This window comes from Pseudomonas sp. KCJK8993, from assembly GCF_046230915.1.
Classification (GTDB): domain Bacteria; phylum Pseudomonadota; class Gammaproteobacteria; order Pseudomonadales; family Pseudomonadaceae; genus Aquipseudomonas; species Aquipseudomonas piscis.
The window spans coordinates 28,570-52,441 of the sequence record NZ_JBJJLO010000035.1; the positions used below are offsets into that span (position 1 = coordinate 28,570).

The following is a 23,872-nucleotide window of genomic DNA, read 5'->3' on the forward strand; positions in this document are numbered from 1 at the left end:
ATTACGGGGGCTGCGCCCCGGTCGCGGCCTCGCTGGCGCTCGACAGCAGCTACCCCTGCGGGACGACCCTGTAGCCGCTGCCGAGCCTGCGAGGCTGCGCACGAGGACGCCATCCTCGCCAAGCGGCCCATGAGCTCCATCTGGATAACGGCGCCCCATCATCCCGACTGTTCAGGTTGTAGCAATGAACAATAAAGTGCCTGCGCCCTTGTGCAGCTGACTGGCGTCAGCCGCTGCGGCAAATGGCAGCATGGCGCCATGAGAACTGGAGAAACCCCATGAAAATCATCATTGCCCCCGACTCGTTCAAGGACAGCCTGAGTGCCGCAGGCGTGGCCCAGGCCATCGCTCAGGGGCTGGCCGAGGCCTGGCCCGAAGCCCAGGTGCTGCAGTGCCCGATGGCCGATGGTGGCGAGGGCACGGTGGACTCGGTACTCGCCGCCTGCCAGGGGCAACTGCGCAGCACCCGGGTCCAGGGGCCGCTGGGTAGCGAAGTGCAGGCCCGCTGGGGCTGGCTGGCATCGAGCCACACGGCGATCATCGAAATGGCCGAGGCCAGTGGCCTGCAACGGGTGCCGCCAGGCCAGCGCGATGCCTGCCACAGCAGCACCTTCGGTACCGGTGAACTGATCCAGGCGGCTCTGGACGCCGGCGCCCGGCGCATCATCCTGGCCATCGGCGGCAGCGCCACCAACGACGGCGGGACCGGAGCCCTGCAAGCCCTGGGGCTCAAGCTGCTGGACCGTCGGGGCCAGGTGCTGCCCCGGGGTGGCCTGGCCCTGGCCGAGCTGGCCAGCATCGACCTCGACGCCATGGACCCGCGCCTGGCCCAGGTGCGTTTCGAGATCGCCGCCGACGTCAACAACCCACTGTGTGGCGAGCAGGGCGCCTCGGCCATCTTCGGCCCGCAAAAGGGTGCCTCGGCGCAGCAGGTCCAGGCCCTGGACCAGGCCCTGGGGCACTTTGCCGATCTCTGCGCCCAGGTGCTGCCCAGGGACGTGCGTGACGAACCCGGCAGTGGCGCCGCCGGCGGCCTGGGATTCGCCGCCAAGGCGTTTCTCGGCGCGAGGTTCCGCCCCGGTGTGGAAGTGGTCGCCGAGCTGGTGGGATTGGAACAGGCGGTGCGTGGCGCCGACCTGGTGATCACTGGCGAAGGACGCTTCGATGCCCAGACCCTGCGCGGCAAGACGCCCTTCGGCGTGGCACGGATCGCTCGCCAGCAAGGGGTACCGGTGATCGTCATCGCCGGCACCCTCGGCGAGGGCTACCAGCAGATGTACGCCCATGGCGTGGACGTGGCCTTCGCCCTGACCTCCGGGCCCATGAGCCTGGAACAGGCCTGCGCCGAGGCCCCGCGATTGTTGCGCGAACGGGCGGCGGACATCGCCCGGCTCTGGCGCCTGGCCGCTACCCGCCAGGCCAGTGTCTAACAGGCCGTTGAAAAACGTAGGCGAGGCAGCCAGCGCAAGGCAAAAACAGGCGAAAAAGCGCAGTTTACGAGTGGTAAATGAGCATTTTGACCGGGCTGGCGCACCAGCTTGTTTTTAACGCAGCGATGGCGACGCAGGTAGATTTTCAACGGTCTGCTAGCGCAAGCCCCGCTCAGTAGACCCCACCCTCGCTGCTGGGGGCGTCCTGGGCCTTGTATTGCCCGGCCAGGTTCTGCAAGCCCTTCATCAGCACCGTGGTGTCCACCCCCACCGCGACGAAATTGGCCCCCAGTTCGATGCAACGCCGGGCCAGGCCCGGGTCGGCGCTGAGGATGCCCGCGGCCTTGCCGGCCTGGCGCACCCGCAGGATGGCGTCCTCGATCGCCGCCACCACCTGCGGGTGCCCGGGGTTGCCGCGATGACCCATGGCCGCCGACAGGTCGGCGGGGCCGATGAACACGCCGTCGACTCCCTCGACCCGGACGATCTCGTCCAGGTTGCGCAAGCCCTCCAGGTTCTCGATCTGCACCAGCAGGCACATGTGTTCGTCGGCCTGGTCCAGGTAGCCGGGGATGCTGTTCCAGCGTGACGCCCGGGCCAGGGCGCTGCCGACCCCGCGAATGCCCTGGGGCGGATAACGCATGGCGCTGACCAGCTGGCGCGCCTGGGCCGCGCTTTCGACCATGGGCACCAACAGGGTCTGGGCACCGATATCCAGCAACTGCTTGATCAGCGCGGTATCGCCGATCGGCGGGCGGACGATGCCGTGGGCGCCGTAGGGGGCGATGGCCTGCAATTGCCCCAGCAAGCTGCGCAAGTCGTTGGGGGCGTGCTCGCCATCCAGCAGCAGCCAGTCGAAACCGGCATTGGCCGCCAGCTCGGCGCAGTAGGCATTGGCCAGGCCCAGCCACAGGCCGATCTGTGGCTCGTGGCCTTGCAAGCGTTGCTTGAACAGGTTCTGCGGCATGTCCATGGCGTTCTCCTCAGACGAAACGGCAGGCGATGCTGCCCAGGTGGGCGTAGTCGACGTGGAACACATCCCCCGGGCGTGCGGCCACCGGACGGGTGAACGAGCCGCCGAGGATGATCTGCCCGGCTTCCAGGCCGACGTCGTAGGCCGCCAGCTTGTTGGCCAGCCAGGCCACGCCCTTGGCCGGGTGGTTGAGTACCGCGGCCGAGACCCCGGACTCTTCGATCACGCCGTTGCGGTACAGCACCGCCGGCACCTTGCGCAGGTCGACGTCGCCGGGGCGCACGGCCCTGCCACCCAGTACCACCCCGGCGTTGGCGGCGTTGTCGGAAATGGTATCGAAGACCTTGCGCGTGGCCTGGGTCTGCGGGTCCACCTGCTGGATGCGCGCGTCGATGATCTCCAGCGCCGGGATCACCCAGTCGGTGGCCTCCAGCACATCGAACAGGGTGCAGCCGGGGCCCTTGAGGGGCTTGCCGAGGATGAACGCCAGCTCCACCTCGACCCGCGGCACGATGAAGCGCTGGAAGGGAATGTCACTGCCTTCATCGAACAGCATGTCATCCAGCAGGGCGCCGAAGTCCGGCTCGCTGATGTTCGACGACACCTGCATCGCCCGGGAGGTGAGGCCGATCTTGTGGCCCACCAGCCGGCGGCCGTCGCGGATCTTGCGTTCCACCCAGCTGCGCTGGATCGCATAGGCATCCTCGATGCGGATATCCGGGTATTCCAGGGACAGCTGGCCGATCTGTTCGCGGCTGCGTTCGGCGGCATCGAGGCGCGCTGCGGCCTGTTGGATGGCGGAGGGGCTGAGCATGTTCATTTCTCTTGTGGATTGACGATAGGGGCCGGCACCCGGAGCACCAGCCAGGCGCCCAGGGCGATCAGCAGGGCCAGGGCGTACAGCGCCAGGCTGGCGCTTTGGGTGGCATCACGCACCACGCCGATCAGGTAAGGCGCGAGGAAGGCCGCGACGCTGCCGAAGGAGCTGATCAGGGCGATGCCCGCCGCCTGGGTATTGCTGGCCAGGAAGGCCGGCGGCAGTTGCCAGAACATCGGCAGTGCGGCGCTGGCGCCCATGCCCGCCACCAGCAGGCCGAACATCACCAGCCAGGGGTTCTGCGGCGCCAGGGCGGTCAGCACCAGGCCCAGGCAGGCCATCAGCAGCGGCACGGCCAGGTGCCAGCGGCGTTCGCGCAGGCGGTCCGAGGAGCGGCCGACCGCCAGCATGAACAGGCAACCGGCGAGGTAGGGCAGGGCGCTGAGCAGGCCAACGTCGCTGTCCCCGGCCACGCCGGAATGATGGATCAGGCTCGGCATCCAGAAGGCGATGGTGTTGACCGCCAGCATCACCGCGAAATAGATGCCCACCAGCAACCAGGCGTGGCGGTCCTTGAGAATGTCGCTGAAGCGGTTGATGGATTTGCGCTGCTCCTCTTGTTGCTGGGCCTTGTGCAACCAGGCCTTTTGCGCGGCGCTGAGCCATGTGGCCTGCTCGATGCTGTCCGGCAATGCCTTGAGCACCAGCAGCCCGAGCAGTACCACCGGCAGGCCCTCGATCAAAAACATCCATTGCCAGCCGCGCAAGCCGCCGCGGTCATGGAAGTTCTCCAGGATCCAGCCCGACAGCGGGCCGCCCAGGACTCCGGCCATGGGCACGGCGATGGCGAACAGCGCGGTGGCCTGGCCACGGCGCTCGGCCGGGAACCAGCGGTTGAGCAGTACCAGGATGCCGGGAAAGAAGCCGGCCTCGGCCACCCCCAGCAAGAAGCGCAGCACATAGAAACCCCAGGCGTCCTGGACCAGCATCAGGGCGCTGGACAACAGGCCCCAGACCAGCATCAGCAGGGCGATCCAGCGCCGTGGCCCGACCCGCTCCAGGGCCAGGTTGCTGGGCACGCCGAACAGCGCATAGGCGATGAAGAACAACCCGGCGCCCAGGCCGTAGACGCTGTCGCTGAAGCCCAGGTCCTGGGTCATCTGCAACTTGGCGAAGCCGATGTTGATCCGGTCCAGGTGGGCGAAGATGTAGCAGACGAACAGCAATGGCATCAGGTGCCAGGTGATCTTGCGATAGCAATCGTTGGCCTCGGCCAGCGGGGCCTGGGCAATGGCGGGGCGGGACATGGGCATGGCCTCGTTGTTGTTCTTGTGGGTTGCGCAAGCCGCCGGTTACGGCGGCTACAGCGACTTGAGGAAGGCGTGGACGTTGTTGTGCTTGAAGTTGAGCTCGGCCTCCAACTCGCTCATCTCGAACGACAGGGCCAGCAAGCGCTGAGCCTGCAATTGGGCGAAGTGCGCCTTGATGATCTCGAACAGGCCCTCGGCCACCTGGCGCCGGGTTTCAAGGTCGCGCCCGGCCCCCACTTGCAGGCGCATATGGACGAAGGCGTAGTCATGCTTGCCGTCGGCCATGCGCCAAGTGTCCAGGCGCACCCCGCGGCTGCGGATGCCGCCCAGGGGGAACACGCCACTGGCGCCCAGGTAGTCGTGGACCTTTTCGAACAGCCCCGGCAGGTCGGCCTGGCCTTCGATGTTGTCGGTGTACTCAGCGATGAAATGCGGCACGGGAACCTCCTTTGGAGGCAGCGGCAAGGGGCAAGCCGCAAGCTGCAAGAGGGATCTCTTGTGGCTGGGGCTCGCGGCTCACCGCTGCTCTTGACGTTTTCTTGCAGCTTGCCGCTTTACACGGCCTTCACAACGGAAAAATGGCATTGATCTGGCCGGTGCCGGAGCTGCCGAACAGCGGCGTGACGATCTCGGCCGGGCGGTTGTACTCGGGGCCGCCCAGCAGCCCGAGGAGCATCGCCGTGTCGTGCATCTTGCCTTCGCCATAGCAGTGCTCGGCGTAGTCGGGGAGCATCGCGCAGAACTCGCGGAAGCGGCCCTGCTGCCACAACTCCACCACGCGCTGGTCGACCTGCTTGTCGAATTCCCGGGTCCAGTTGTGGATGTTGGCCTCGGCCTCGCGGTCATCGGAAAACCGGTGGGACAGGGAACCGGAGGCCAGCACCAGGACCTTGCGCTCGCTCTTCTCGATGGCCCGGCGCACGGCGGCGCCGAAGGTGAAGCTGTCGGCCAGCGTGTGCCAGGCGCACCAGGCCGCGATGGACACCACCTGGAAATGCTCGGCGGCGGGCACGTCCATGTGCATGTAGCGCATGGGCACCAGGGTCCCGTACTCCAGCTCCAGGCTGGGGATGTTATGGGCCAGGGTGCGCACGTCGGCGGCGTTGGCCTCGGCGGCGATCAATTCCCCCAGCGCCGGGCAGCCCGGGTAGTCGTAGGTCATGTTCTTGATGAAATGCGGCAGCTCGTTGCTGGTGTAGGTGCCGTTGAACACCTCGCCGCAATTGATGTGGTAACCGCTGTTGACCAGCCAGTGCACATCGAACACCACCGCCGTGTCGGCGCCCAGCTCACGGGCCCGGCGAGCGATCTCCTTGTGCCCGGCGATGGCCGCCTCGCGGCAGCCGTGGTGCTTGCCCGGCAACTCGGACAGGTACATCGATGGAACGTGGCAGACCTTGGCGGCCATGACGACTTCGCCCATGGTGCTTCTCCTGAAACATCTTATTGTTGGGGGATCCGGGACGGTCCTGAACCTTACACGCCCCAGCGCGGGATAGGGTGGCTGCCCATGGAGAGGCAGACGTTCTTGATCTCGGCGAACACCTCGAAGCTGTATTCACCCCCTTCGCGCCCGGTGCCCGAGCCCTTGACGCCGCCGAATGGCTGGCGCAGGTCGCGCACGTTCTGACTGTTGATGAACACCATGCCGGCCTCGATCCCCCGGGCCAGGCGGTGGGCCTTGCCGATGTCCTGGGTCCAGATGTAGGACGCCAGGCCGTACTCGGTGTCGTTGGCCAGGGCCAGGGCCTGGGCTTCGTCCTTGAACGGGATCAGGCACACCACCGGGCCGAAGATCTCTTCCTGGGCGATGCGCATCTTGTTGTCCACGTCGGCGAACACCGTGGGCTGGATGAACTGCCCGCGCGACAGGTGCGCCGGCAGGCCGGCCGGCCGCTCCAGGCCACCGGCCAGCAGGGTCGCGCCTTCCTCGATGCCGATGCGGATGTAGCCGGTGACCTTGTCGTAGTGCTGCTGGGTGATCATCGAGCCGACCTGGGTCTTGGGGTCCGTCGGGTCACCGACGATCAGGCGCTTGGCCCGGGCCGCGAACTCCTTGACGAACTGCGGGTACACGCTTTCTTGGATGAAGATCCGGCTGCCGGCGGTGCAGCGCTCGCCATTGAGCGAGAAGATGGTGAACAGCGCGGCGTCCAGGGCCCGTTCCAGGTCGGCGTCCTCGAAGATCAGCACCGGCGACTTGCCCCCCAGTTCCATGGAGTACTTCTTCAGGCCCGCGGTCTGCATGATCTTCTTGCCGGTGGCGGTGCCGCCAGTGAAGGAAATGGCGCGCACGTCCGGGTGGCGCACCAGGGCATCGCCGGCGGTGGCGCCATAGCCCTGGATCACGTTGAGCACGCCATTGGGGATGCCGGCCTCGACGGCCAGGCGTCCCAGTTCATTGGCGGTCAGCGGCGACAGCTCGCTCATCTTCAGCACCGCAGTGTTGCCCAGGGCCAGGCAGGGCGCGGTCTTCCAGGTGGCGGTCATGAACGGCACGTTCCACGGCGACACCAGGGCGCAGACCCCCACCGGCTGGTACAGGGTGTAGTTGAGCATCTGGTCGTCCACCGGGTAGCTGTGGCCGTCCATGCGGGTGCAGACCTCGGCGAAGAAATCGAAGTTGTGCGAGGCCCGGGGAATCAGCACGTTGCGGGTCTGGTGGATCGGCAGGCCGGTGTCCAGGGTCTCCAGCTCCGCCAGTTGCGGTACGTTCTGGTCGATCAGCTCACCCAGGCGGCGCATCAGGCGCGCGCGTTCCTTGGCCGGGGTGTTGGCCCATTTCGGGAACGCTTCCTTGGCCGCGGCCACCGCACGGGCCACTTCCTCGGCACCGCCGCTGGCGACTTCGCCGATGGCCTCGCCGGTGGCCGGGTTGTAGTTGACGAAGGTGTCGCGACTGGCGACTTCGCGGCCGTAGATCCAATGCTTGATCATGCTGTTGCCCCTTGTGCTGGATGGGCGAAGAACTCGGCTTCGCTGACGATTCGGTTGACCAGGCGCCCCACGCCTTGCACTTCCACCACCACTTCATCGCCCGGCACCACGTCGGCCAGGCCCTCGGGGGTGCCGGTGGCGATCATGTCGCCCGGTTGCAGGGTCATGAAGCTGGAGAAGTATTCGATCAGGTAGGGAATGTCGAAGATCATGTCCGCGGTGGTGCCTTCCTGCTTCAGCTCGCCGTTGATCCAGGTGCGCAGCGTCAGGTTGCCGGGATCGGGCACGTCGCCGACGTCGACGATCCAGGGGCCCACCGGGGTGGTGGCATCGCGGTTCTTCACCCGCAGGTTGGGGCGGTAGTAGTTTTCCAGGTAGTCGCGGATGGCGTAGTCGTTGCACACCGTGTAGCCGGCCAGGTAGTCGAGGGCGTCGGCGCGCTTGACGTGCTTCGCCGGCTTGCCGATGACCGCCACCAGCTCGCACTCGTAGTGCATGTAGACGACGCCATCCGGGCGCCAGGTCCGCTGGTTATGGCCGGTGTAGGTGCCCGGCGACTTGATGAACGCCAGGGGCTCGGTGGGCGGGGTGAAGGCCAGCTCGCGGGCGTGGTCGGCATAGTTCAGGCCCAGGGCGAACATGTTGCCGGTGGCGGGTGGCAGCCAGGTGACCTGGTGCTCACCGAGCACGCGGCCATCGGCCAGGCGCACGTTGTGCTGGTCGTCGACCAGAACCCTGTGAACCTTGCCTTTGAACAGGATGCGGGCGTGTTTCATGGGCGGGCCTCCTGTGGCGCGACGATGTGGTTGGTGAGGCGGCCCAGGCCGCTGATCTCGATATCGACCCGATCACCGGGCCGCACGTCGACCCGGCCTTCGGGGGTGCCGGTGAGCAGCACGTCGCCGACGTCCAGGGTCATGAATTCGCTGAGCTCGGCGATCAGTCGGGCCACGCTGCGGACCTGGTTGGCGGTGGTGTTTTCCTGCACCACCTGGCCATTGACCAGCAGCTTGATGGTCAGTGCCTGCGGGTCGGCGACCTCGGCGGCCGGCACCAGGACCGGGCCCAGGGCGCAGAAGCCATCGCGGCACTTGGCCTTGACCGCCGGGCGGTAGTAGCTGTCCTCCGGCAGGCTGAATTCGTTGGCGATGGTATAGCCGGCCACGTGTTCCAGGGCCTGGGCCTCGCTGACCCGGCTGGCGCGCTTGCCGATCACCACGGCCAGGGCCGGGCCCGGTTGCAGGCGTTCGCCGGCCGGATGCTCGACAGCGCCGTCGTGCTGGTTGCGGGTGTTGGGGGTCTTGATGAACAGCACCGGCTTCACTGGCGGCTTCTGGTAGGGCGGCTGGTTGAAGCTCTCCAGATGCTCGTGCAGCAACCCCTGGTAGTTCAGCGCCACGCCGAACAGGGTGCCGCCAGCGTGGTCGTTCAAGGCTCGGCTCATCGAGCGTCTCCTGGTTGCGGGTCTCGGGCCCGTGCGGCGCTTGCCGGTCGCGGGATGAATTCGTTAATGTATTAACGTTATATTTAATATGTTAACGATCGTCAAGCAGCTGTCTTGCCTGTTGTGCCGCACCCTGGCGGGGACGCGGCGAATCACCCAGGATGGCCCAGGCCCGCGTGCTGAAAACAACAAGAGAGGGGCGCCATGCACCCACGCCAACCGATCCCCAACATCAACATCGGCCAGGTCTACGACCAGCGCTACGCCGATGCCCAGGTGCACTACGACAAGCTGAGCAACCTGGCCGGTTTTTTCGGCCGCAACATGCCGGTGCATCGCCATGACCGGTTCTTCCAGGTGCACTACGTGCAAAGCGGCGCGGTGCGCGTCTACCTCGACGACCGGCAATACCTGGAGTCCGGGCCGATGTTCTTCCTCACGCCGCCGACCATCGCCCATGCCTTCGTCACCGAGGCCGATGCCGAGGGCCATGTGCTCACGGTGCGCCAGCAACTGGTATGGGAGTTGATCGGCGCGGACCCGGCCCTGGCCCCGGCTCCCCAGGTGCCGCCGGCGTGCGTGGCCCTGGGCCGGCTCGGTGCCGGGTTCGCCGGCGAGGTGCGGCGCCTGGAATGCCTGTTCCATGAGTTGCAGCAGGAAATCGACGGGCAGGGGGCCGGGCGCGAGCCGGCGCTGCAAGCCTTGACCCGGTTGCTGCTGATCAGCCTGCTGCGGCTCTCGGCCAACTCCCTGGAAGCCCGCCCGGCGCGCCACGAAGACCTGCAGATCTTCCATCGCTTCAACGAGCTGATCGAGGCGCACTACCTGGAGCACTGGCCCCTGGGGCGCTATGCCGGGCAGATCGGGGTGACCGAGGCGCGGCTCAACGATGTCTGCCGGCGCATCGCCGACTTGCCGTCCAAGCACCTGGTGTACGAGCGCCTGATGCAGGAGGCCAAGCGCCTGTTGCTGTTCACCGGCAGCTCGGCCAACGAAATCTGCTACCAGCTGGGGTTCAAGGATCCGGCCTATTTCAGCCGGTTTTTCCAGCGCTATGCACGGATGACCCCGGGCGAATACCGCCAGAGCAAGGCCCGGCAACCTGGGGCCGGCACCTGGGGAATGCCGTCCATGGGCGGCGCTACCCGTGCCGGCTGAACCACGGGCACCGGCTGGTCCTGGCGTTATCGCAATGCTTCAGGTTCAGGTGCCAGAACCGTGGCCTGCGAATCGGCTCGCCGGGCGGCCAGCACCAGGTCGGCGGCCTTTTCGCCGATCATGATCGCCGGGGCATTGGTGTTGCCGGTGATCAGCTGCGGCATGATCGAGGCGTCCGCCACCCGCAGCCCTTGCAGGCCGTGGACCCGCAACTGGTCGTCCACCACCGCCCATTCGTCATGGCCCATCTTGCAGGTGCCCACCGGGTGGAACACCGTGCCCAGGTTGTGCCGGATCCACTGTTCGATCTGTTCCTGGCTCTGCACCTGTGGCCCGGGCACCAGCTCACCTTGCAGGTGCTGGGCGAAGGCCCGGGTCGCCGCCAGCCGGCGTACCAGGCGCAGGCCCTCCACCAGCTTGTGCAGGTCCTGCGGATGGCTGAGGAAGTTGGCTTCGATCAATGGCTTGGCCTGCGGGTCGGCCGAGGCCAGGCGCACCCGGCCACGGCTCAGTGGATGCATCACCGCCATGTGCAGGCTGATGCCATGGCCCACCGGGATCAGGCGCTGGGGCTGGTTTCTCAGGCCCGGGGCGACGATCAAGCCCAGCTCAGGCACTGGCGAGTCTGGGTCCAGGCGCAGGAAGGCTCCGGATTCCACGGTATTGGAGGTCAGTGGCCCCCGGCGCCGGGCCAGGTATTGCCAGGGCGAAAGGGCCAGGGGCAGCAGGCCCCGGGGCGACAGGCCATAGCTCAATGCGGGGCGGCAGCGGTACATCAACACAATGTCCTGGTGGTCTTGCAGGTTGTGGCCGACCCCGGGCAAGGCATGACGCTGGGCAATACCGTGGCGCTGCAGTTCCTCGGCAGGCCCGATCCCCGAGAGCAGCAACAGTTGCGGCGAATTGATCGCCCCGGCGCAGAGAATCACCTCGCGCCGCGCCAACAGCTGGCGCGCCTGGCCATCCTGGCTGACTTCCACGCCGGTGGCGCGCTTGCCCTCCAGCAGTACACGGTGAGTCAGGGTGGAACTGAGCACCGTGAGGTTCGATCGTTGCAGGATCGGGTGCAGGAATGCCCGGGCCGAGCTGCAGCGTTCACCGTTGATCTGGGTAACGTGAAAGGGACCGAAACCTTCCTGCTCCGGCCCGTTGAAGTCCGGGTTGTAGCTCCAGCCCAACTGCGCGGCGGCCTCGAAGAACACCCGGTTGACCGGACTCGGGCTGCGCTGCTCGGCGACGTTGAGTTCGCCGCCGCGGCCATGCCAGAGCGCGTCCCCGGGCTCGAAGTGTTCCGAGCGCTTGAAATAGGGCAGCAGCTCGTCATGGCTCCAGCCCTGGTTGCCGGCGGCGGCCCATTGGTCGTAGTCGTGGCGGTGGCCACGGATGTAGATCATGCCGTTGATGGCGCTGGACCCGCCCCAGACCCGGCCCCGGGGACAAGGAATCGGTCGGTCGCCACTGCTGGCCTGGGCGCTGAAGGCGTGCATCCAGTTCCAGCGCGGGTTGGCGATCAGGCGGATGAGGCCCGCTGGCGTGCGGACATAGGCTCCCGGCAGCCATGTACGGTCGCTGGGACCGGCTTCCACCAGGCACACCTGTACGCCAGGGTCGGCGGACAGTCGGTTGGCCAGCACGCAACCGGCGGAGCCGGCACCGATCACTATGTAGTCGTAGCTGTGGGGCGCAGTCTTGTTCATGGCGCTTGCCTCATGGCAGTCAGGGAAAGTCCGTCTCACAAACCTAGCAGCGAGGCGACATCGAGAGCCACTTGCAGGCCGACGACAAAGCCGTGGTCGCTCGGACCCTCTGCAGATGCTGCGCGGCTGGGTGCATCCGGCTGGACGTAGCGCCAGATCAGCAAACCGGGCACCGGCGAGATGCTGAACCCATGGCGCCAGCCGTAGGCCTCGGCCAGGCCCCACCAGCGCCGCGGAAACCACCCTGGTCGGGGCCAGCACCGAAGACAACAAGCCCAGGTGGCGGTTGCCCAGTTGCAACTCGCCGGCCATGAAGGGGTACAGCAAGGACAGCGCCAGGCGGTCGAAAAATACGAAGCCGAAGGTCAGGAACAGCCCCCCGGCAAGATGTTCTCGTCGCTGGCCTGGTTGTTTTTACAAGCCATGGTGGTTCTCCGCACGCAGGTCGAGGCAGTGATCAGCGAAACAGGGTGTCGATAGGGGCCGCGCCCAGGCCGATCTTTTCGTAGTGCGCACGGCACAGGGCGATGTAGGAGTGCACGTCGAAGTAGCCGTCGGGCTCGCCCTGTTCGTCGAGCCAGATCAACGGGCCCTTGACGATGAAGAACACCCGCATCGGCTGCTCATGTGCGTAGGCCACCAGAGTGTGGCCTTCGCCTGGGGGCTCGTAGACGAAGTCGCCGGCGGTGGCGGTCCATTCGTGCTCCAGGTAGCCCCATTTGCCGGACAGGGTGTAGGCGAAGACTTCGTGGGGGTGATAGTGGCGGTTGACCAGCCCGGCGCTGCGGGCCATCAGGATGTCGCACCAGCGGTTCTCGCTGGGGGAGATCCACAGCGGGCGCGAAGACACGGTCTCGGTGAAAGGTACGTACAGGCTCAGGTCGTCGCTGGCGGCGTCGGGCAGGTAGACCTCGGGCCTGGCGTCGGGCTTGAAGCAGTCGGCGATGGGCTGCAGGTCTTTCCAGAACTCTCGGGTGGCGGCTTCAGGCATGGTCGGTTTCTCTGGTTGTCGTGGCGTCGTTGGTGCAATGCCCGCGGGGTCAGCGAGCGAAGGCCTCGAGGGCCTGGGCCTGGCGCTCCAGCAGTTGGCGTTGCAGGGCCAGGGCCGGTTCCTTGGGCTGTTGCAGGCGTACGAACTCCAGCATCGGGTCGGTGACCGCGGTGCGGATGCCCGACAGTGCCTCCAGGGTCGCCAGGCCACAGAACGGCACATAGGCCTCGGAGTAGCCGCCCTCATGCACCAGCACCAGGCGCCCGCCACACAGGCGCGCGGCGGCGTCGCGCAGGCACTGGGTCATCTCGCGGAACGAGTCGCTGTGCAACAGCATCCGCGCCAGCGGGTCCACGGCGTTGGCGTCGTAGCCGCAGGCGACGATGATCAGTTGCGGCTCGAAGCGCTCCAGCGCCGGCACCACGATGCGCTGCATGGCTTGCAGGTAGGCGTCGTGCCCGCCGCCGGGCAGCAGCGGAACGTTGATGTTGTAGCCCAGGCCCGGGCCGCGCCCACGGTCCTGCTCGCCGCCGTAGCCGGCCGGGAAGCAGCCGTCCTGGTGCAGGGACAGGGTCAGCACATCGGCGCGCTCCTCGAAGATCGCCTGGGTGCCGTTGCCGTGGTGCACGTCCCAGTCGATCACCGCTACCTTGCCCAGGCCGTGGCGGGCCTTGGCCGCCTCGATGGCGATGGCGATGTTGGCCAGGAAACAGAACCCCATGGCCTGGTCGGCCAGGCAGTGGTGCCCCGGTGGCCGGGACAGGGCGTAGGCGTTGTCGGCCTCGCCGCTGAGCACCGCCTCCACCGCGGCGATGGCCAGCCCGGCGGACAACTTGGCGATTTCATAACTGCCGGGCCCCACCGGTGCCTGGTCGCCCAGCTCGCCGCCGCCGGCATCGCTCAGGGCCTTGAAGCGTTGCAGGTAGGCGGCGCCATGGACCCGCAGCAAGTCCTGGTCGCTGGCCGGTTCGGCGCTGCGCAGTTGCAGTTGCCGGGTCAGCCCGCTGACATCCATCAGGCTTTTCAGCCGGCGCTTGGTTTCCGGCGACTCGGCATGTCCGGCGGCTGCCGGTGGCTGCACCCAACCGCCTACCGGCAGGGTCAGGCTGTGGGGGCTGGCGCTGTGCCACAGGCACAGTTCATCGAAGAAAAACGCGGTTTTGCAGGTCATGGTGACATCCATCGTTCAAGAAAATGGTGACGAGCGGGTGGGGCGGCAGCCCAGGACCAGGGCCAGGGACAGCAGGGTGAGGGCGGCGCCGGCCAGCAGCAGGCCGTGGAAGCCGCCGCTGCTTTCGATCAGGCGTCCGGCCAGGGCCGGGCCGATGGCCAGGCCGACGCTGATCACCAGGTTGGAGGCGTTCATCAGGCGCCCGCTGCGATCCATCTGCGCCAGGCGCGCCAACACCAGCGGCAGGATGAAGGTCCAGGTGAACTTGAACACCAGGGCCGCCAGGGCGAAGCGCGCCAGTTGCGGTTGGCCGTACAGCACCAGCACCGAGCCGGCCATCAGGCCGTAGCCCAGCCACAACAGGCCGCTGCCGGGCAGGCGGTCGCCGAACAAGGTGGCGCACAGGGCGCCGACGATGCCCATCAGGGTGGCGATGGCCAGGATGTCGCCGCTGGCCTGGGCCGAGAGCCCGGCCTGGCTGCCGATGGCGCCGATGAAGGTCCAGACCCCGCTCAGGCTGATGTAGAACGCGAGGATGCCGAGGATGCCCAGGCCGGCCTTGAGCCAGGAGATCGGCGGGGCTGGCGTGGCGGCGTCCAGTGACGGTTCGGCGCCGGCGGGAAAGCAGCGGGCCAGGGGCAGGCAGAGCACCATCAGCAGCGCCAGGATCAGGTAGCAGGCGCCGAGGCCGAAGTGCTCGAACAGCAGCGGCAGCAGGCTCAGGCCAATGGCCCCCAACACCAGCTGGCCCATCACCCAGAAGCCGTAGGCGCGACTGGGGTTGGGGCTGGCGGCGGCGCTGGCCAGGCAGATGATCATCAGCGAGCCGCCGGCCAGGGCGCTGCAAAAACGCGCCACCAGCAACAGCCAGTAGTCATGGACCAGCATCGACAGCAGGTTGGCGGCGATGAACAGCACCGCGCTGCACAAGGCTGCGCGGCGCCAGTCCAGGTGCTTGAGCCACCAGATGGCGGGCAGGGTGGCCAGGCTCATGGCCCCCAGCTCGGCGCTGAACAGGTCGCCGATCCGGGTCGGGCTCAGTTGCCACTGACTGGCCAGTTGCGCGGCGATGGCCGGGGCCATCAGCAGCACCGCGGGGGTGATGGCGGCGAACAGCACGATGGCCGCCAGGAGCCCCAGGGGTTGGCGGGCCGATGGCGCGGTGTCGCTCAGGGCAGGGTTATGGCTATGCATGGACGGGCTTCCTCGGGCGGGGGTCAGAACACGTGGACCAGGCGCAACAGGGCGTCGGTGCCGGCGAAACCGTTGTCGGTGGCGACGTTGCGCGACAGGCTGAACATCAGTTGGTTGCGTGAGTCCAGCCAGTGGCCCAGCTCGAATCCGACCTGGGTGTAGCGCCGGTGGGTGTCGTCGATGCGCCGGTCGTCGATGCGCAGTTCGCCGCCATCGGCCTGGATCAGCCGCAGGGCGCCGTAGGTGCTGGGCGTGAAGTCGTAGGAGGCGAAGGCTTGCAGGCGGTACAGCGGGTCCTGCTTGAGGTCGCTGCCCAGGTAGTCATCGTTGGTGGCGTAGAACTGGGCTTCGAGGTTGGCCTCCAGGACCCACTTCTCGCCCAGGCCCTGGGTGTAGTTGTAGACGAAGGTCGCGCCCCAGCGGTTGGCCCCTGGCGAGACCCCGGGCTCGCGGCTGTGGTACTCGCCCACCGGCAACGTGATCAGGGTCAGCAAGCCGCTGTAGGTGCGACTTTGCGGCTGGTTGATGAAGAACAGCGTGCCGCCCACCTGGGGATCGCCGAAACCGCTCTCGCGACTACGGCGCGCGGCACCGGGCAGGCGCGCATCGGTGTCGACGAAGGGCACGATGAACTGCGGTGTGCACAGGGTGCCGCACAGGTTGCTGAAGAACACCTGGCGGTAGGCCATGGCATTGACCCGCAGGTCGGCCTTGCCGGTGGTGTCGGCCGGGCCATGGAAGCTGCCGGCGCGGGTGGCGGGCAGGTACAGCACGCCGAGGCTGGTGCCTACCGGGGCGGCGAAGAAATCCCGGGCGTTGAGATCGGCGGCCTGGGGCGACAGGCTGGCCAGGGTGCTGGCCACGGCGAGCGCGGTACGGATGAGGTTCCTGGTCATGGGCGATGCGTCTCGTGTTGGCGTTGTTGTGCGGCGCACGGCTTGCCGGCAGGCGGCAGGGGCTGGAAACCGGGCAAGGGCTGCCCGTGACCGTCACGGGTGACGGCGCGAATCAGCGTGGGAAGGCGCGACGAGGGTCAGTCGGGCGGGGCGTGCAGCAGCTGGGCGATGCGCGCTTTGTCCTTGACCCCAAGCTTGCTGTAGATGGCGCGGATGTGATGGCGCACGGTGTTGGGCGACATGCCCAGGTCGCGCGCCACTTCCTTGTAGGTCTTGCCGTCGCCGAAGCTTTGTGCGACCTCGTTTTCCCGGGGACTGAGCTGGGGCAGCAAGGTGCGGCTGCGGGCCGCCAGCAGGAACAGGTCGCCCACCGCCTGGGACTCCACGTGCAGGCACTTGCCTTCGTAGTTGCCCAGCTCCAGGGATTGCGGCAGCTGCGGGCCGCTCCAGTGCGGCCATTCGTTGAGCAGCAGTTCGACGAAGCCACTCTCGGCGCAGTGCAGCACGCCGCGCTGGTCGCAGACCGCCAGGGCCAGGTTGCGTGGCCGGGTGAGTTGCTCGCGGGTGGCCACCAGGGTGCGAATCTGGTTGGCCGAGACCGCCGCCACCAGGTGCAGCATCAGGTTGTCCAGCAACTCGCGGTCGTCGGTAGTGAAACGCGCTGCGCCGGGTTGGCGGTACAGGGCCAGGTGGCTGCTCAGGTGGGTATGGGGGTCGATGTGCACCACGCACAGCAGTTCGCCGATGTTGTACAGGCGCCCCAGCCAGTTCAGGCCGGCGCCGTTGTCCGGATCGGCCATGTCGACGATCACCGAGCGGCCCGGGACCTGGTGCACCCGGCTCACGGTGACATCGACATGGCGGATCGATTGCCAGTCCGGCAGGTAGCTGGGGGGCAGGCGGTACAGGTAGCAACTGTGTTCGTCCGGCACGCCGTTCACCAGGGCCGAGCGGCCCCACCAGGCGCTGTCGAAGGGCAGCAACCTGGCGATGCGGGCCAGGGCGTGCGGGTGCAGCTGCTCGATGTCCTTGTTCTGGGCCAGTTGCTGCAAGGCCAGGACCAGTTCGCTGAAGGCCTGCAAGCGGCCGGGCGCAGGGGGCTGGGATCGACTCATGGCGCGGTACCTCGGGGCGACGTTGTTATTGTTTTCGTCACTGAAGGATCGACGGCCGGTACGCCAGGGCAGGCGTGGGCAGGGCCTGGGTCGAGTATCGGCGCCTGGACCGTTGGCCGCCATCCTACAGATGCAGGAGGCGGCATGAGGTCCAGGCCGGGAGGGCCGAGTTCAGGCGGCCTGGCAGGGCCGGGGCAGGCGGTGGAAGCTGCGGCTGAAGTACACCAGCGAATCACCGCGCTCCTGCACGCTGATCTCGTCCAGCTCCACCAGCATCAGCGAGTGGGTGCCGATTTCCTGGACCTCGGTGATCCGTCCCTGCAGGCTGGCCAGGGCATCCTCCAGCACCGGCAGGGCCTGCAGGCCGTCGCGCCAGGGGTGCAGGCCGAAGCGCTGGTCCATGGCCACGCCGGTCATGCCGGCGAAGTGCCGGGCCAGGTCTTCATGGGCGCCGCTGAGGATGTTCACGCACAGCCGGCCATTGCCCTTGAACACCGGGTTCAGGGCGCTGTTGCGGTTGACGCAGACCATCAGCGTCGGCGGGCTGTCGGTGATCGAGCACACCGCCGTGGCGGTGATGCCGCAACGGCCGGCCGGGCCATTGCTGGTGATGACGTTGACCGCCGCGGTCATGTGCGCCATGGCGTTGCGAAAGGCGAGTTGCTTGGGGTCGAGTATGGACATGAGGGTTCTCCGAAGGCCTGGGTGGCGAGGGCACGTGGCCCTCGCTGCGCACGACTACTGGCGGATGCGATCGAGCATGTTGATGTCGTCGGGGTTGGTCAGGTGCGGCACGGTCCAGCCGTCGAGGTCGTAATCGGCCAGGCAGCGATCCACCAGGGCGGTCATGGCTTGCATCGAGCCGCTGGCCTGGGCGTGGCGCAAGCACTGCATGCGGATCTCGTCCTGGCTGCCGGCGTAGTTGATCTCGTACAGCTCGTGGCGGCCGCCGAACTCGGTGCCGATGGCATCCCACAACAGCTTGAGGATCTTGATCCGCTCCTCGTGGCCCATGCCTCCCGAACCACGGCAATAGGTGCCCAGGTACTGGTTAAGCACAGGGTCCTTGAGGTCTCGGGAACCGGAGGGCAGGTAGATCAGGCCGCTGGCCACCACCTGCTCGATGATCTTCTTGATCTCGGTATAGGCCTGGGGCGCCAGCACCCGATAGGCCTGCAGGGCCTGGGCGCTGGGCAGGTAGACGCCGTTTTGCCACTCGCTGGCATTGCCGTGCATGGCGTCGGTCAGGGACCAGAACAGGTTGCGCCAGGCCACCACTTCGCCGACCTGGGCCTGGACCCCACGGAACTCCAGGGCGCCGGTGCATTGCAGGGCCTTGACCAGCAGGCCGCTGATGAAGTCCAGCTTGACCGCCAGGCGGGTGCAGCCCTGCATCGGGAACAAGCGGCCGAACCCGCCCTGGGGGAACCACTGCCGGCAACGCTCGAAGTCGCGGTAGATCAGTACGTTCTCCCAGGGGATGAATACCTTGTCCATGATCAGGATCGCGTCGTTCTCGTCGAAGCGGCTGGACAGCGGGTAGTCGAAGGGCGAACCGCTCATGCCGGCCTGGAGTTCATAGGAGGGGCGGCAGATCAGCTTCATGCCTCGGGTGTTCATCGGCGCGATGAACATCAGGGCGAAATCGGTGTTGTCCCCCAGCAACTGGGCCGAGCCCTGGCCGACGAAGTTGTAGTGGGTCAGCGCCGAGTTGGTGGCCACCACCTTGGCGCCGCTGACGATGATCCCGCCTTCGACTTCCTGGTCCACCGAGATGAACACGTCCTTGACCTGGTCCACCGGTTTGTCGCGGTCGATGGGCGGGTTGACGATGGCGTGGTTGAGGTAGAGGCAGGCCTCCTGGATACGCTTGTACCAGGTCCGCGCGTTGTCGGCGAAGGGCCCGTAGAACTCGGCGTTGGCTCCCAGCACGCTGCCGAAGGCCGCCTTGTAGTCGGGGCTGCGACCCATCCAGCCGTAGGTCAGGCGCGACCAGTCGGCGATGGCGTCGCGCTGCTGGCGCAACTCGTCGGGGCTCCTGGCCGAACGGAAGAACTTGTGGGTGTAGCCACCATTGCCGGTGTCGGTGGGCCAGCACAGTTGTTCGTGGGTGGCCGGGTCGTGCAGGGCATCGTACAGGCGGGCCATGGACGCGGCCGAATTGCGAAAGGCCGGGTGGGTGGTGACGTCCTTGACCCGGTCGCCATAGATGTAGATCTCACGGTCGTCGCGCAGGCTGGCCAGGTATTCGGAGCCGGTCAGCGGGCGATCGGGGGAGGCACGAAAGTCTTCGGGTTTCATATCCAGTCTCGGCGTTGTTTTTATTGACCGGGACCATGATGGGCAGCGGCAAGCAGGGGAGAAATGGCTTTTTCGGCGAATGGCTTGCACTTTCCATGGGGTGGCAGGGAACCGCCGCGAACCGGAACAAAAACGCCGGAACAGCGATTTTTTGCCCGCGCCTGGACGGCTCGCCGGTGCTTTATCGATTCACTTCGCGTTATTTCGTTGTCGTCCTGAATCGCGGGTCATTTTCAGGATTTTTTTTGCAGATCAGCCATATGAAAGCGCAACGTCGGCCGATATCCACAATAGGCCCACGGACTTTGGTGCCGCAGTGTTGCTCGCCGGTACAGCCCCCGATGCACCGGTGGTCCCATGGCATGGATGCAATCATCCCGTTCTCCTTCGAGAGTCGCCCTATGACCCTGCGTAACCTGAATATCGCCCCTCGAGCTTTCCTCGGTTTTGCCTTTATCGCCCTGCTGGTCATCGTGCTGGGGGTGTTTGCGGTCAATCGCATGTCGATCATCCGCGAAGCGTCGGTCGACATGGAGAGCAACCAGCTACCCAGCGTCGCCTTCCTCGGCAACCTGACGGAGAACGTCCTGCGCCTGCGGATCCTGTCGTTCCGGGTGCTGGTCAACCGTGAGCCGGCAGGCCTGGCCGAAGCCCAGACGCGCATCGGCGCGCTGGTGGACAAGGTGCGCCAGGCCCAGGCCAGCTACGCTGCGCTGCCGGCGGGGCCCCAGGAGGCGGCGCTGTACAAGACCTTCTCCACCACCCTGGAGAACTACCTGCAGGCACAGAAGGAGATGCTCGAACTGTCACGCCAGGACAAGCTCGATGAAATGCGCCAGTTGATCAACACCCGGATCAAGGACGGCACCGACCAGATGGGCGAGCAACTGAACCAGTTGATCGCCTTCAACGCCGCCGATGCCACGGCCGCCTCCAAGGCCGCTGGCGAGCACTATGGCAGCGCGATCGCCGGGATCGTCATCGTCGCGCTGATCGCTGCCGCGCTGACCATCATCCTGGCGTTGCTCTTGACCCGTAGCATCGTCCTCCCGCTGAACAAGGCGCTGAACGCCGCCGAGGTGATCGCCGGCGGCAACCTGCGCCAGAGCATCGAGGTCGACGGCAAGGACGAACCGGCGCGCCTGTTGCAGGCCCTGGCCGAGATGCAGGCCAGCCTGCGCCGCACCATCGAGCAGATCGCCGGTTCGGCGACCCAGGTGGCCTCGGCTTCGGAGCAACTGAGCGCGGTGACCGAGGAAACCTCCCGTGGCGTCCAGCAGCAGAACACCGAGATCGAGCAGGCCGCCACCGCCGTCAACGAGATGACCGCGGCAGTGGAGGAGGTGGCACGCAACGCGGTGTCCACTTCCGAGGCTTCGCAGCAGTCGACCCAGGCTGCCCGTGACGGCCGCGACCGGGTGGTGCAGACCGTCGAGGCGATCCAGACCATGGCCCACGACGTGCAGGACACCTCGGTGATGATCGAGGGCCTGGCCACCCAGGGCCGGGACATCGGCAAGGTCCTGGACGTGATCCGCGCGATTGCCGAGCAGACCAACCTGCTGGCGTTGAACGCTGCGATCGAAGCCGCCCGGGCCGGCGAGGCCGGGCGCGGCTTCGCGGTGGTGGCCGACGAAGTGCGGGCCCTGGCCCATCGCACCGCCCAGTCGACCCAGGAGATCGAGAAGATGGTGGCTGGCATCCAGAACGGCACCGGCCAGGCCGTGGAGTCGATGCAGCAGAGCAACCAGCGCACCCAGAGCACCCTGGACCTGGCTCGCGCCGCCGGCGAGGCCCTGGAGCAGATCGCCGAATCCATCAACCAGATCAACGAGCGCAACCTGGTGATCGCCAGCGCCTCGGAAGAGCAGGCCCAGGTGTCCCGCGAAGTGGACCGCAACCTGGTGAATATCCGCGACCTGGCCACCCAGTCGGCGGCCGGGGCCAACCAGACCAGCGCCGCCAGCCATGAGCTGTCGCGCCTGGCGGTAGAACTCAACGCCATGGTCGCGCGCTTCGTGATCTGACCTGAGGCCGCCGCGGGCGGCGCTCGACGAGTCGGGTTGCAGCACCTAGGGTTTGGGCTGAGGCGTCTTTCAAGGAGAAAGCCATGCGCTACTCAGCCCTGACCCAGCGGATCGTCGGCGCAGGTTCCGCGGCCTGGAACATCCATTACCGAGCCCTGGCCCTGCGCGAGCAGGGACGCGACGTGCTGCTGCTGACGGTGGGCGACCCGGATTTCGATACTCCGGGCCCGGTGGTCCAGGCGGCCATCGACAGCTTGCTGGCCGGCGATACCCATTATTCGGACGTACGCGGCAACCTGGCCTTGCGCAGTTGCATCGCCCGTTGCCATCGCCAACGCAGTGGCCAGGTGGTGGATGCCGAGCATGTGGTGGTACTGCCGGGGGCGCAATGCGCGGTGTTCTCGGTGGCCCAGTGCCTGGTGGGCCCAGGTGACGAGGTGCTGGTGGCCGAACCCATGTACGTCACCTACGAAGGGGTGATCGGCGCCTGCGGCGCGACCGTGGTGCCGGTGCCGGTGCGGGCCGAGCGCGGCTTTTGCGTCGACCCGCTGGACGTCGCCGCGCGGATCGGCCCGCGCACCCGGGCCATGCTGCTCAACAGCCCGAACAATCCCTCTGGCGCCAGCCTGTCCCTGGATGACTGGCAGGCCCTGGCGCGCTTGTGCCTGGAGCACGACCTGTGGCTGATCTGCGATGAGGTCTACAGCGACTTGCTCTACGAGGGGCAGCACCTGAGCCCGGGCAGCCTGCCCCGCATGGGCGAGCGCACCGCCACCATCAACAGCTTGTCCAAGTCCCATGCCATGAGCGGCTGGCGGATCGGTTGGGTGATCGCGCCGCCGGTGTTGGCCGGGCACCTGGGCAACCTGGCCCTGTGCATGCTCTACGGCTTGCCCGAGTTCATCCAGAACGCCGCGGTGGTGGCGCTGTCCAGCGATTTGCCGGAGTTGCTGCTGATGCGCCAGGAGTACCGCCGGCGCCGCGACCTGGTGTGTTCGATGCTGCAAGAGTGCCCCGGCTTGCAACCGGTGCGCCCCGATGGCGGCATGTTCGTCCTGGTCGATATCCGCCGCACCGGGCTGGGTGCCCAGGCCTTCGCCGATGGCCTGCTGGAGGGCCATGGCGTCTCGGTGCTGGCCGGGGATGCCTTCGGTCCCAGCGTCGTCGGGCACGTGCGTATCGCCCTGGTGCTGGATTGCCAGCAGCTGGCCGAAGCCTGCCGGCGCATCGCCCGCTTCACCGCGCAATTGCCTGCGCCGGGAAATGCCTTGTAGCCACGCGGTGGCATACCCAGGGCTGGAAGGACCAGCGGGCCTTGGCGCAGCCTCGACCGCGGCTACAGGATGGTGCGAGGTGGATGCGCTTCGTGCCGCCAGGCTGCGCACGGGCGCGTCGCGGCCGCTAGTTCCGGGCTGGCTGGGGCTGCAGGCCGTGCCGGGCCAGCCGTGGCGCCAGCATCGGCGACAAGGCGATGCCCATGAACGGATCTACGAATAGGGCGCCCGCCGCGCGGCTAGTCCTCGAAGCCGCTCTGCTCGTGGATTTCATCCATCTTCAGTTCCAGGCGGTAGGCCACGGCGATGAACAACGCCTGGCACAGGCACAAGGTGGCGCTCAGCGAACGGAAGGCGAACGAGCTGCCCTCGTTGACCAGCAGCACGCTGTTGGCGCGCCTGGCCAGGGGCGAGAGGGTGCTGTCGGTGATGATCAGGGTCTTGGCCTGGTGGTGCTGGGCAATCCGCAGGCAGTGCTGGGTTTCCTTGGCGTAGGGCGTGAAGCTGATGGCGATCACCAGGTCGTCGGGGCGGATGCTGCGCATCTGCTCGCGATAGCTGCCACCGAGCCCCGAGACCAGGTGGATGCGCTTGTTGGTGTGCTGCAGGTTGTAGACCAGGTAGTCGGCCACCGCGAAGGAGCGGCGCACCCCTACCACGTAGATGTTCTCGGCATTGACCACCAGGTCCACGGCCCGCTCCAGGGCCGCCTCGTCCAGCTCCCGTTCCAGGCGCTCGATCCCCGAGAGGGTGGCGCCGATGCAGTCGCGGGCCAGGTCGGCGCTACTGGCCTTCTGTGATTTGTTGGCGATCAGGCTGCGGATGCGCTGCTGGTAGTTCTGCACCGGCGTGGCCTTGTGGGTATAGGCCTCGCGGAACAACGCCTGCATGTCACTGAAGCCGCGAAAGCCCAGGCGCTGGGAGAAACGCACGATGGCCGAGGGGTGCACTTCGCATTCGCGGGCGATGTCGCTGATGCGATCGACCATGATCCGGTCGCGCTGCTGGCTCATGTAGCTGGCGATACGCTTGAGCTGGCGCGGCAGGCTTTCGTATTCCCGGGCGATCAGCTGCAGCAGGCCCTCGGCATCGAGCGGGGGAGTGGCGAGGTCGCTGTCCGGGGTGCCTTCGGACAAG

General features: G+C 66.9%; 21 protein-coding genes and 2 pseudogenes. 5 read left to right on the forward strand and 18 right to left on the reverse strand.

Translation table 11 applies throughout. The features are described 5' to 3' along the window. The first annotated feature begins 278 nt into the window (after window positions 1–278). Window positions 279–1,430 carry a glycerate kinase gene (locus ACK6AU_RS13745; protein WP_409299616.1) on the forward strand — a complete coding sequence of 384 codons (1,152 nt, stop codon included), beginning with the start codon at window positions 279–281 and terminating at the stop codon, window positions 1,428–1,430. 172 nt (window positions 1,431–1,602) lie between these two features. Here ACK6AU_RS13745 and hpaI read toward each other — a convergent pair whose 3' ends face one another. The 8 genes from hpaI to ACK6AU_RS13785 form a co-directional block, all read right to left on the reverse strand. Beyond that, window positions 1,603–2,403: a 4-hydroxy-2-oxoheptanedioate aldolase gene (gene hpaI / locus ACK6AU_RS13750; RefSeq protein ID WP_185699363.1), complete on the reverse strand. Its 801-nt coding sequence runs from the start codon at window positions 2,401–2,403 to the stop codon at window positions 1,603–1,605. Between the two features lie 10 nt (window positions 2,404–2,413). Beyond that, entirely contained in the window at window positions 2,414–3,217 is an 804-nt protein-coding gene (gene hpaH / locus ACK6AU_RS13755) for a 2-oxo-hept-4-ene-1,7-dioate hydratase (RefSeq protein WP_409299617.1), read from the reverse strand. Window positions 3,218–3,219: 2 nt separating this feature from the next. Next, window positions 3,220–4,527, reverse strand: coding sequence for an MFS transporter (locus ACK6AU_RS13760; RefSeq protein ID WP_185699361.1), 1,308 nt, complete (start codon window positions 4,525–4,527; stop codon window positions 3,220–3,222). Between the two features lie 54 nt (window positions 4,528–4,581). After that, window positions 4,582–4,968 (reverse strand): 5-carboxymethyl-2-hydroxymuconate Delta-isomerase, encoded by a 387-nt coding sequence (locus ACK6AU_RS13765; RefSeq protein ID WP_185699360.1) that lies wholly within the window; start codon window positions 4,966–4,968, stop codon window positions 4,582–4,584. Window positions 4,969–5,095: 127 nt separating this feature from the next. Then, window positions 5,096–5,953 (reverse strand): 3,4-dihydroxyphenylacetate 2,3-dioxygenase, encoded by an 858-nt coding sequence (gene hpaD, locus ACK6AU_RS13770; RefSeq protein WP_185699359.1) that lies wholly within the window; start codon window positions 5,951–5,953, stop codon window positions 5,096–5,098. A gap of 53 nt (window positions 5,954–6,006) precedes the next feature. Next, window positions 6,007–7,467: a 5-carboxymethyl-2-hydroxymuconate semialdehyde dehydrogenase gene (hpaE, locus tag ACK6AU_RS13775; protein ID WP_409299618.1), complete on the reverse strand. Its 1,461-nt coding sequence runs from the start codon at window positions 7,465–7,467 to the stop codon at window positions 6,007–6,009. Then, window positions 7,464–8,243, reverse strand: coding sequence for a fumarylacetoacetate hydrolase family protein (locus tag ACK6AU_RS13780; protein WP_409299619.1), 780 nt, complete (start codon window positions 8,241–8,243; stop codon window positions 7,464–7,466). The genes hpaE and ACK6AU_RS13780 overlap by 4 nt, the downstream gene beginning before the upstream one ends. Beyond that, on the reverse strand, window positions 8,240–8,911 hold the full coding sequence (locus ACK6AU_RS13785) for a fumarylacetoacetate hydrolase family protein (RefSeq protein ID WP_409299620.1): 672 nt from the start codon (window positions 8,909–8,911) through the stop codon (window positions 8,240–8,242). Before ACK6AU_RS13785 ends, ACK6AU_RS13780 begins: the two co-directional genes overlap by 4 nt. A gap of 204 nt (window positions 8,912–9,115) precedes the next feature. On the opposite strand from ACK6AU_RS13785, the gene hpaA reads away from it, so the two are divergent. Then, a complete protein-coding gene (gene hpaA / locus ACK6AU_RS13790) occupies window positions 9,116–10,069 on the forward strand; it encodes a 4-hydroxyphenylacetate catabolism regulatory protein HpaA (protein WP_409299621.1) in 954 nt (317 codons plus the stop codon). A gap of 26 nt (window positions 10,070–10,095) precedes the next feature. Here hpaA and ACK6AU_RS13795 read toward each other — a convergent pair whose 3' ends face one another. The 9 genes and pseudogenes from ACK6AU_RS13795 to hpaB form a co-directional block, all read right to left on the reverse strand. Beyond that, on the reverse strand, window positions 10,096–11,766 hold the full coding sequence (locus ACK6AU_RS13795; protein ID WP_409299627.1) for a GMC family oxidoreductase: 1,671 nt from the start codon (window positions 11,764–11,766) through the stop codon (window positions 10,096–10,098). A 219-nt stretch (window positions 11,767–11,985) separates the two neighbouring features. After that, window positions 11,986–12,191 (reverse strand): annotated as a pseudogene (locus ACK6AU_RS13800) (MFS transporter); the annotation flags it as partial. Window positions 12,192–12,223: 32 nt separating this feature from the next. Continuing rightward, window positions 12,224–12,757, reverse strand: coding sequence for a 2,4'-dihydroxyacetophenone dioxygenase family protein (locus tag ACK6AU_RS13805; protein WP_409299622.1), 534 nt, complete (start codon window positions 12,755–12,757; stop codon window positions 12,224–12,226). 49 nt (window positions 12,758–12,806) lie between these two features. After that, entirely contained in the window at window positions 12,807–13,928 is a 1,122-nt protein-coding gene (locus ACK6AU_RS13810) for a class II histone deacetylase (RefSeq protein ID WP_185699352.1), read from the reverse strand. 15 nt (window positions 13,929–13,943) lie between these two features. Then, on the reverse strand, window positions 13,944–15,122 hold the full coding sequence (locus tag ACK6AU_RS13815) for an MFS transporter (protein ID WP_185699351.1): 1,179 nt from the start codon (window positions 15,120–15,122) through the stop codon (window positions 13,944–13,946). 23 nt (window positions 15,123–15,145) lie between these two features. Continuing rightward, the gene (locus tag ACK6AU_RS13820) at window positions 15,146–16,018 is read right to left on the reverse strand and encodes a transporter (RefSeq protein WP_409299623.1); all 873 of its coding nucleotides are present in this window, start codon (window positions 16,016–16,018) and stop codon (window positions 15,146–15,148) included. Between the two features lie 137 nt (window positions 16,019–16,155). Next, window positions 16,156–17,133 (reverse strand): helix-turn-helix transcriptional regulator, encoded by a 978-nt coding sequence (locus tag ACK6AU_RS13825; protein WP_185699349.1) that lies wholly within the window; start codon window positions 17,131–17,133, stop codon window positions 16,156–16,158. Window positions 17,134–17,304: 171 nt separating this feature from the next. Next, on the reverse strand, window positions 17,305–17,817 hold the full coding sequence (gene hpaC, locus ACK6AU_RS13830; protein ID WP_185699348.1) for a 4-hydroxyphenylacetate 3-monooxygenase, reductase component: 513 nt from the start codon (window positions 17,815–17,817) through the stop codon (window positions 17,305–17,307). A gap of 54 nt (window positions 17,818–17,871) precedes the next feature. Next, complete coding sequence (gene hpaB, locus ACK6AU_RS13835; protein WP_185699347.1) at window positions 17,872–19,434, reverse strand: 4-hydroxyphenylacetate 3-monooxygenase, oxygenase component; 1,563 nt, start codon at window positions 19,432–19,434, stop codon at window positions 17,872–17,874. Window positions 19,435–19,835: 401 nt separating this feature from the next. Between hpaB and ACK6AU_RS13840 the strand changes: the two are divergent. The 3 genes and pseudogenes from ACK6AU_RS13840 to ACK6AU_RS13850 all read left to right on the forward strand — a co-directional run. Continuing rightward, window positions 19,836–20,603, forward strand: a pseudogene (locus ACK6AU_RS13840) (MCP four helix bundle domain-containing protein); the annotation flags it as partial. Beyond that, complete coding sequence (locus ACK6AU_RS13845; protein ID WP_409299628.1) at window positions 20,598–21,461, forward strand: methyl-accepting chemotaxis protein; 864 nt, start codon at window positions 20,598–20,600, stop codon at window positions 21,459–21,461. The pseudogene ACK6AU_RS13840 and the gene ACK6AU_RS13845, both read left to right, overlap by 6 nt. Window positions 21,462–21,544: 83 nt before the next feature. Continuing rightward, window positions 21,545–22,735: a pyridoxal phosphate-dependent aminotransferase gene (locus ACK6AU_RS13850; RefSeq protein ID WP_409299624.1), complete on the forward strand. Its 1,191-nt coding sequence runs from the start codon at window positions 21,545–21,547 to the stop codon at window positions 22,733–22,735. Window positions 22,736–22,974: 239 nt separating this feature from the next. On the opposite strand, the gene ACK6AU_RS13855 is transcribed toward ACK6AU_RS13850, so the two are convergent. Continuing rightward, a complete protein-coding gene (locus ACK6AU_RS13855) occupies window positions 22,975–23,871 on the reverse strand; it encodes a MurR/RpiR family transcriptional regulator (protein WP_409299625.1) in 897 nt (298 codons plus the stop codon). Window position 23,872 lies beyond the last annotated feature (1 nt).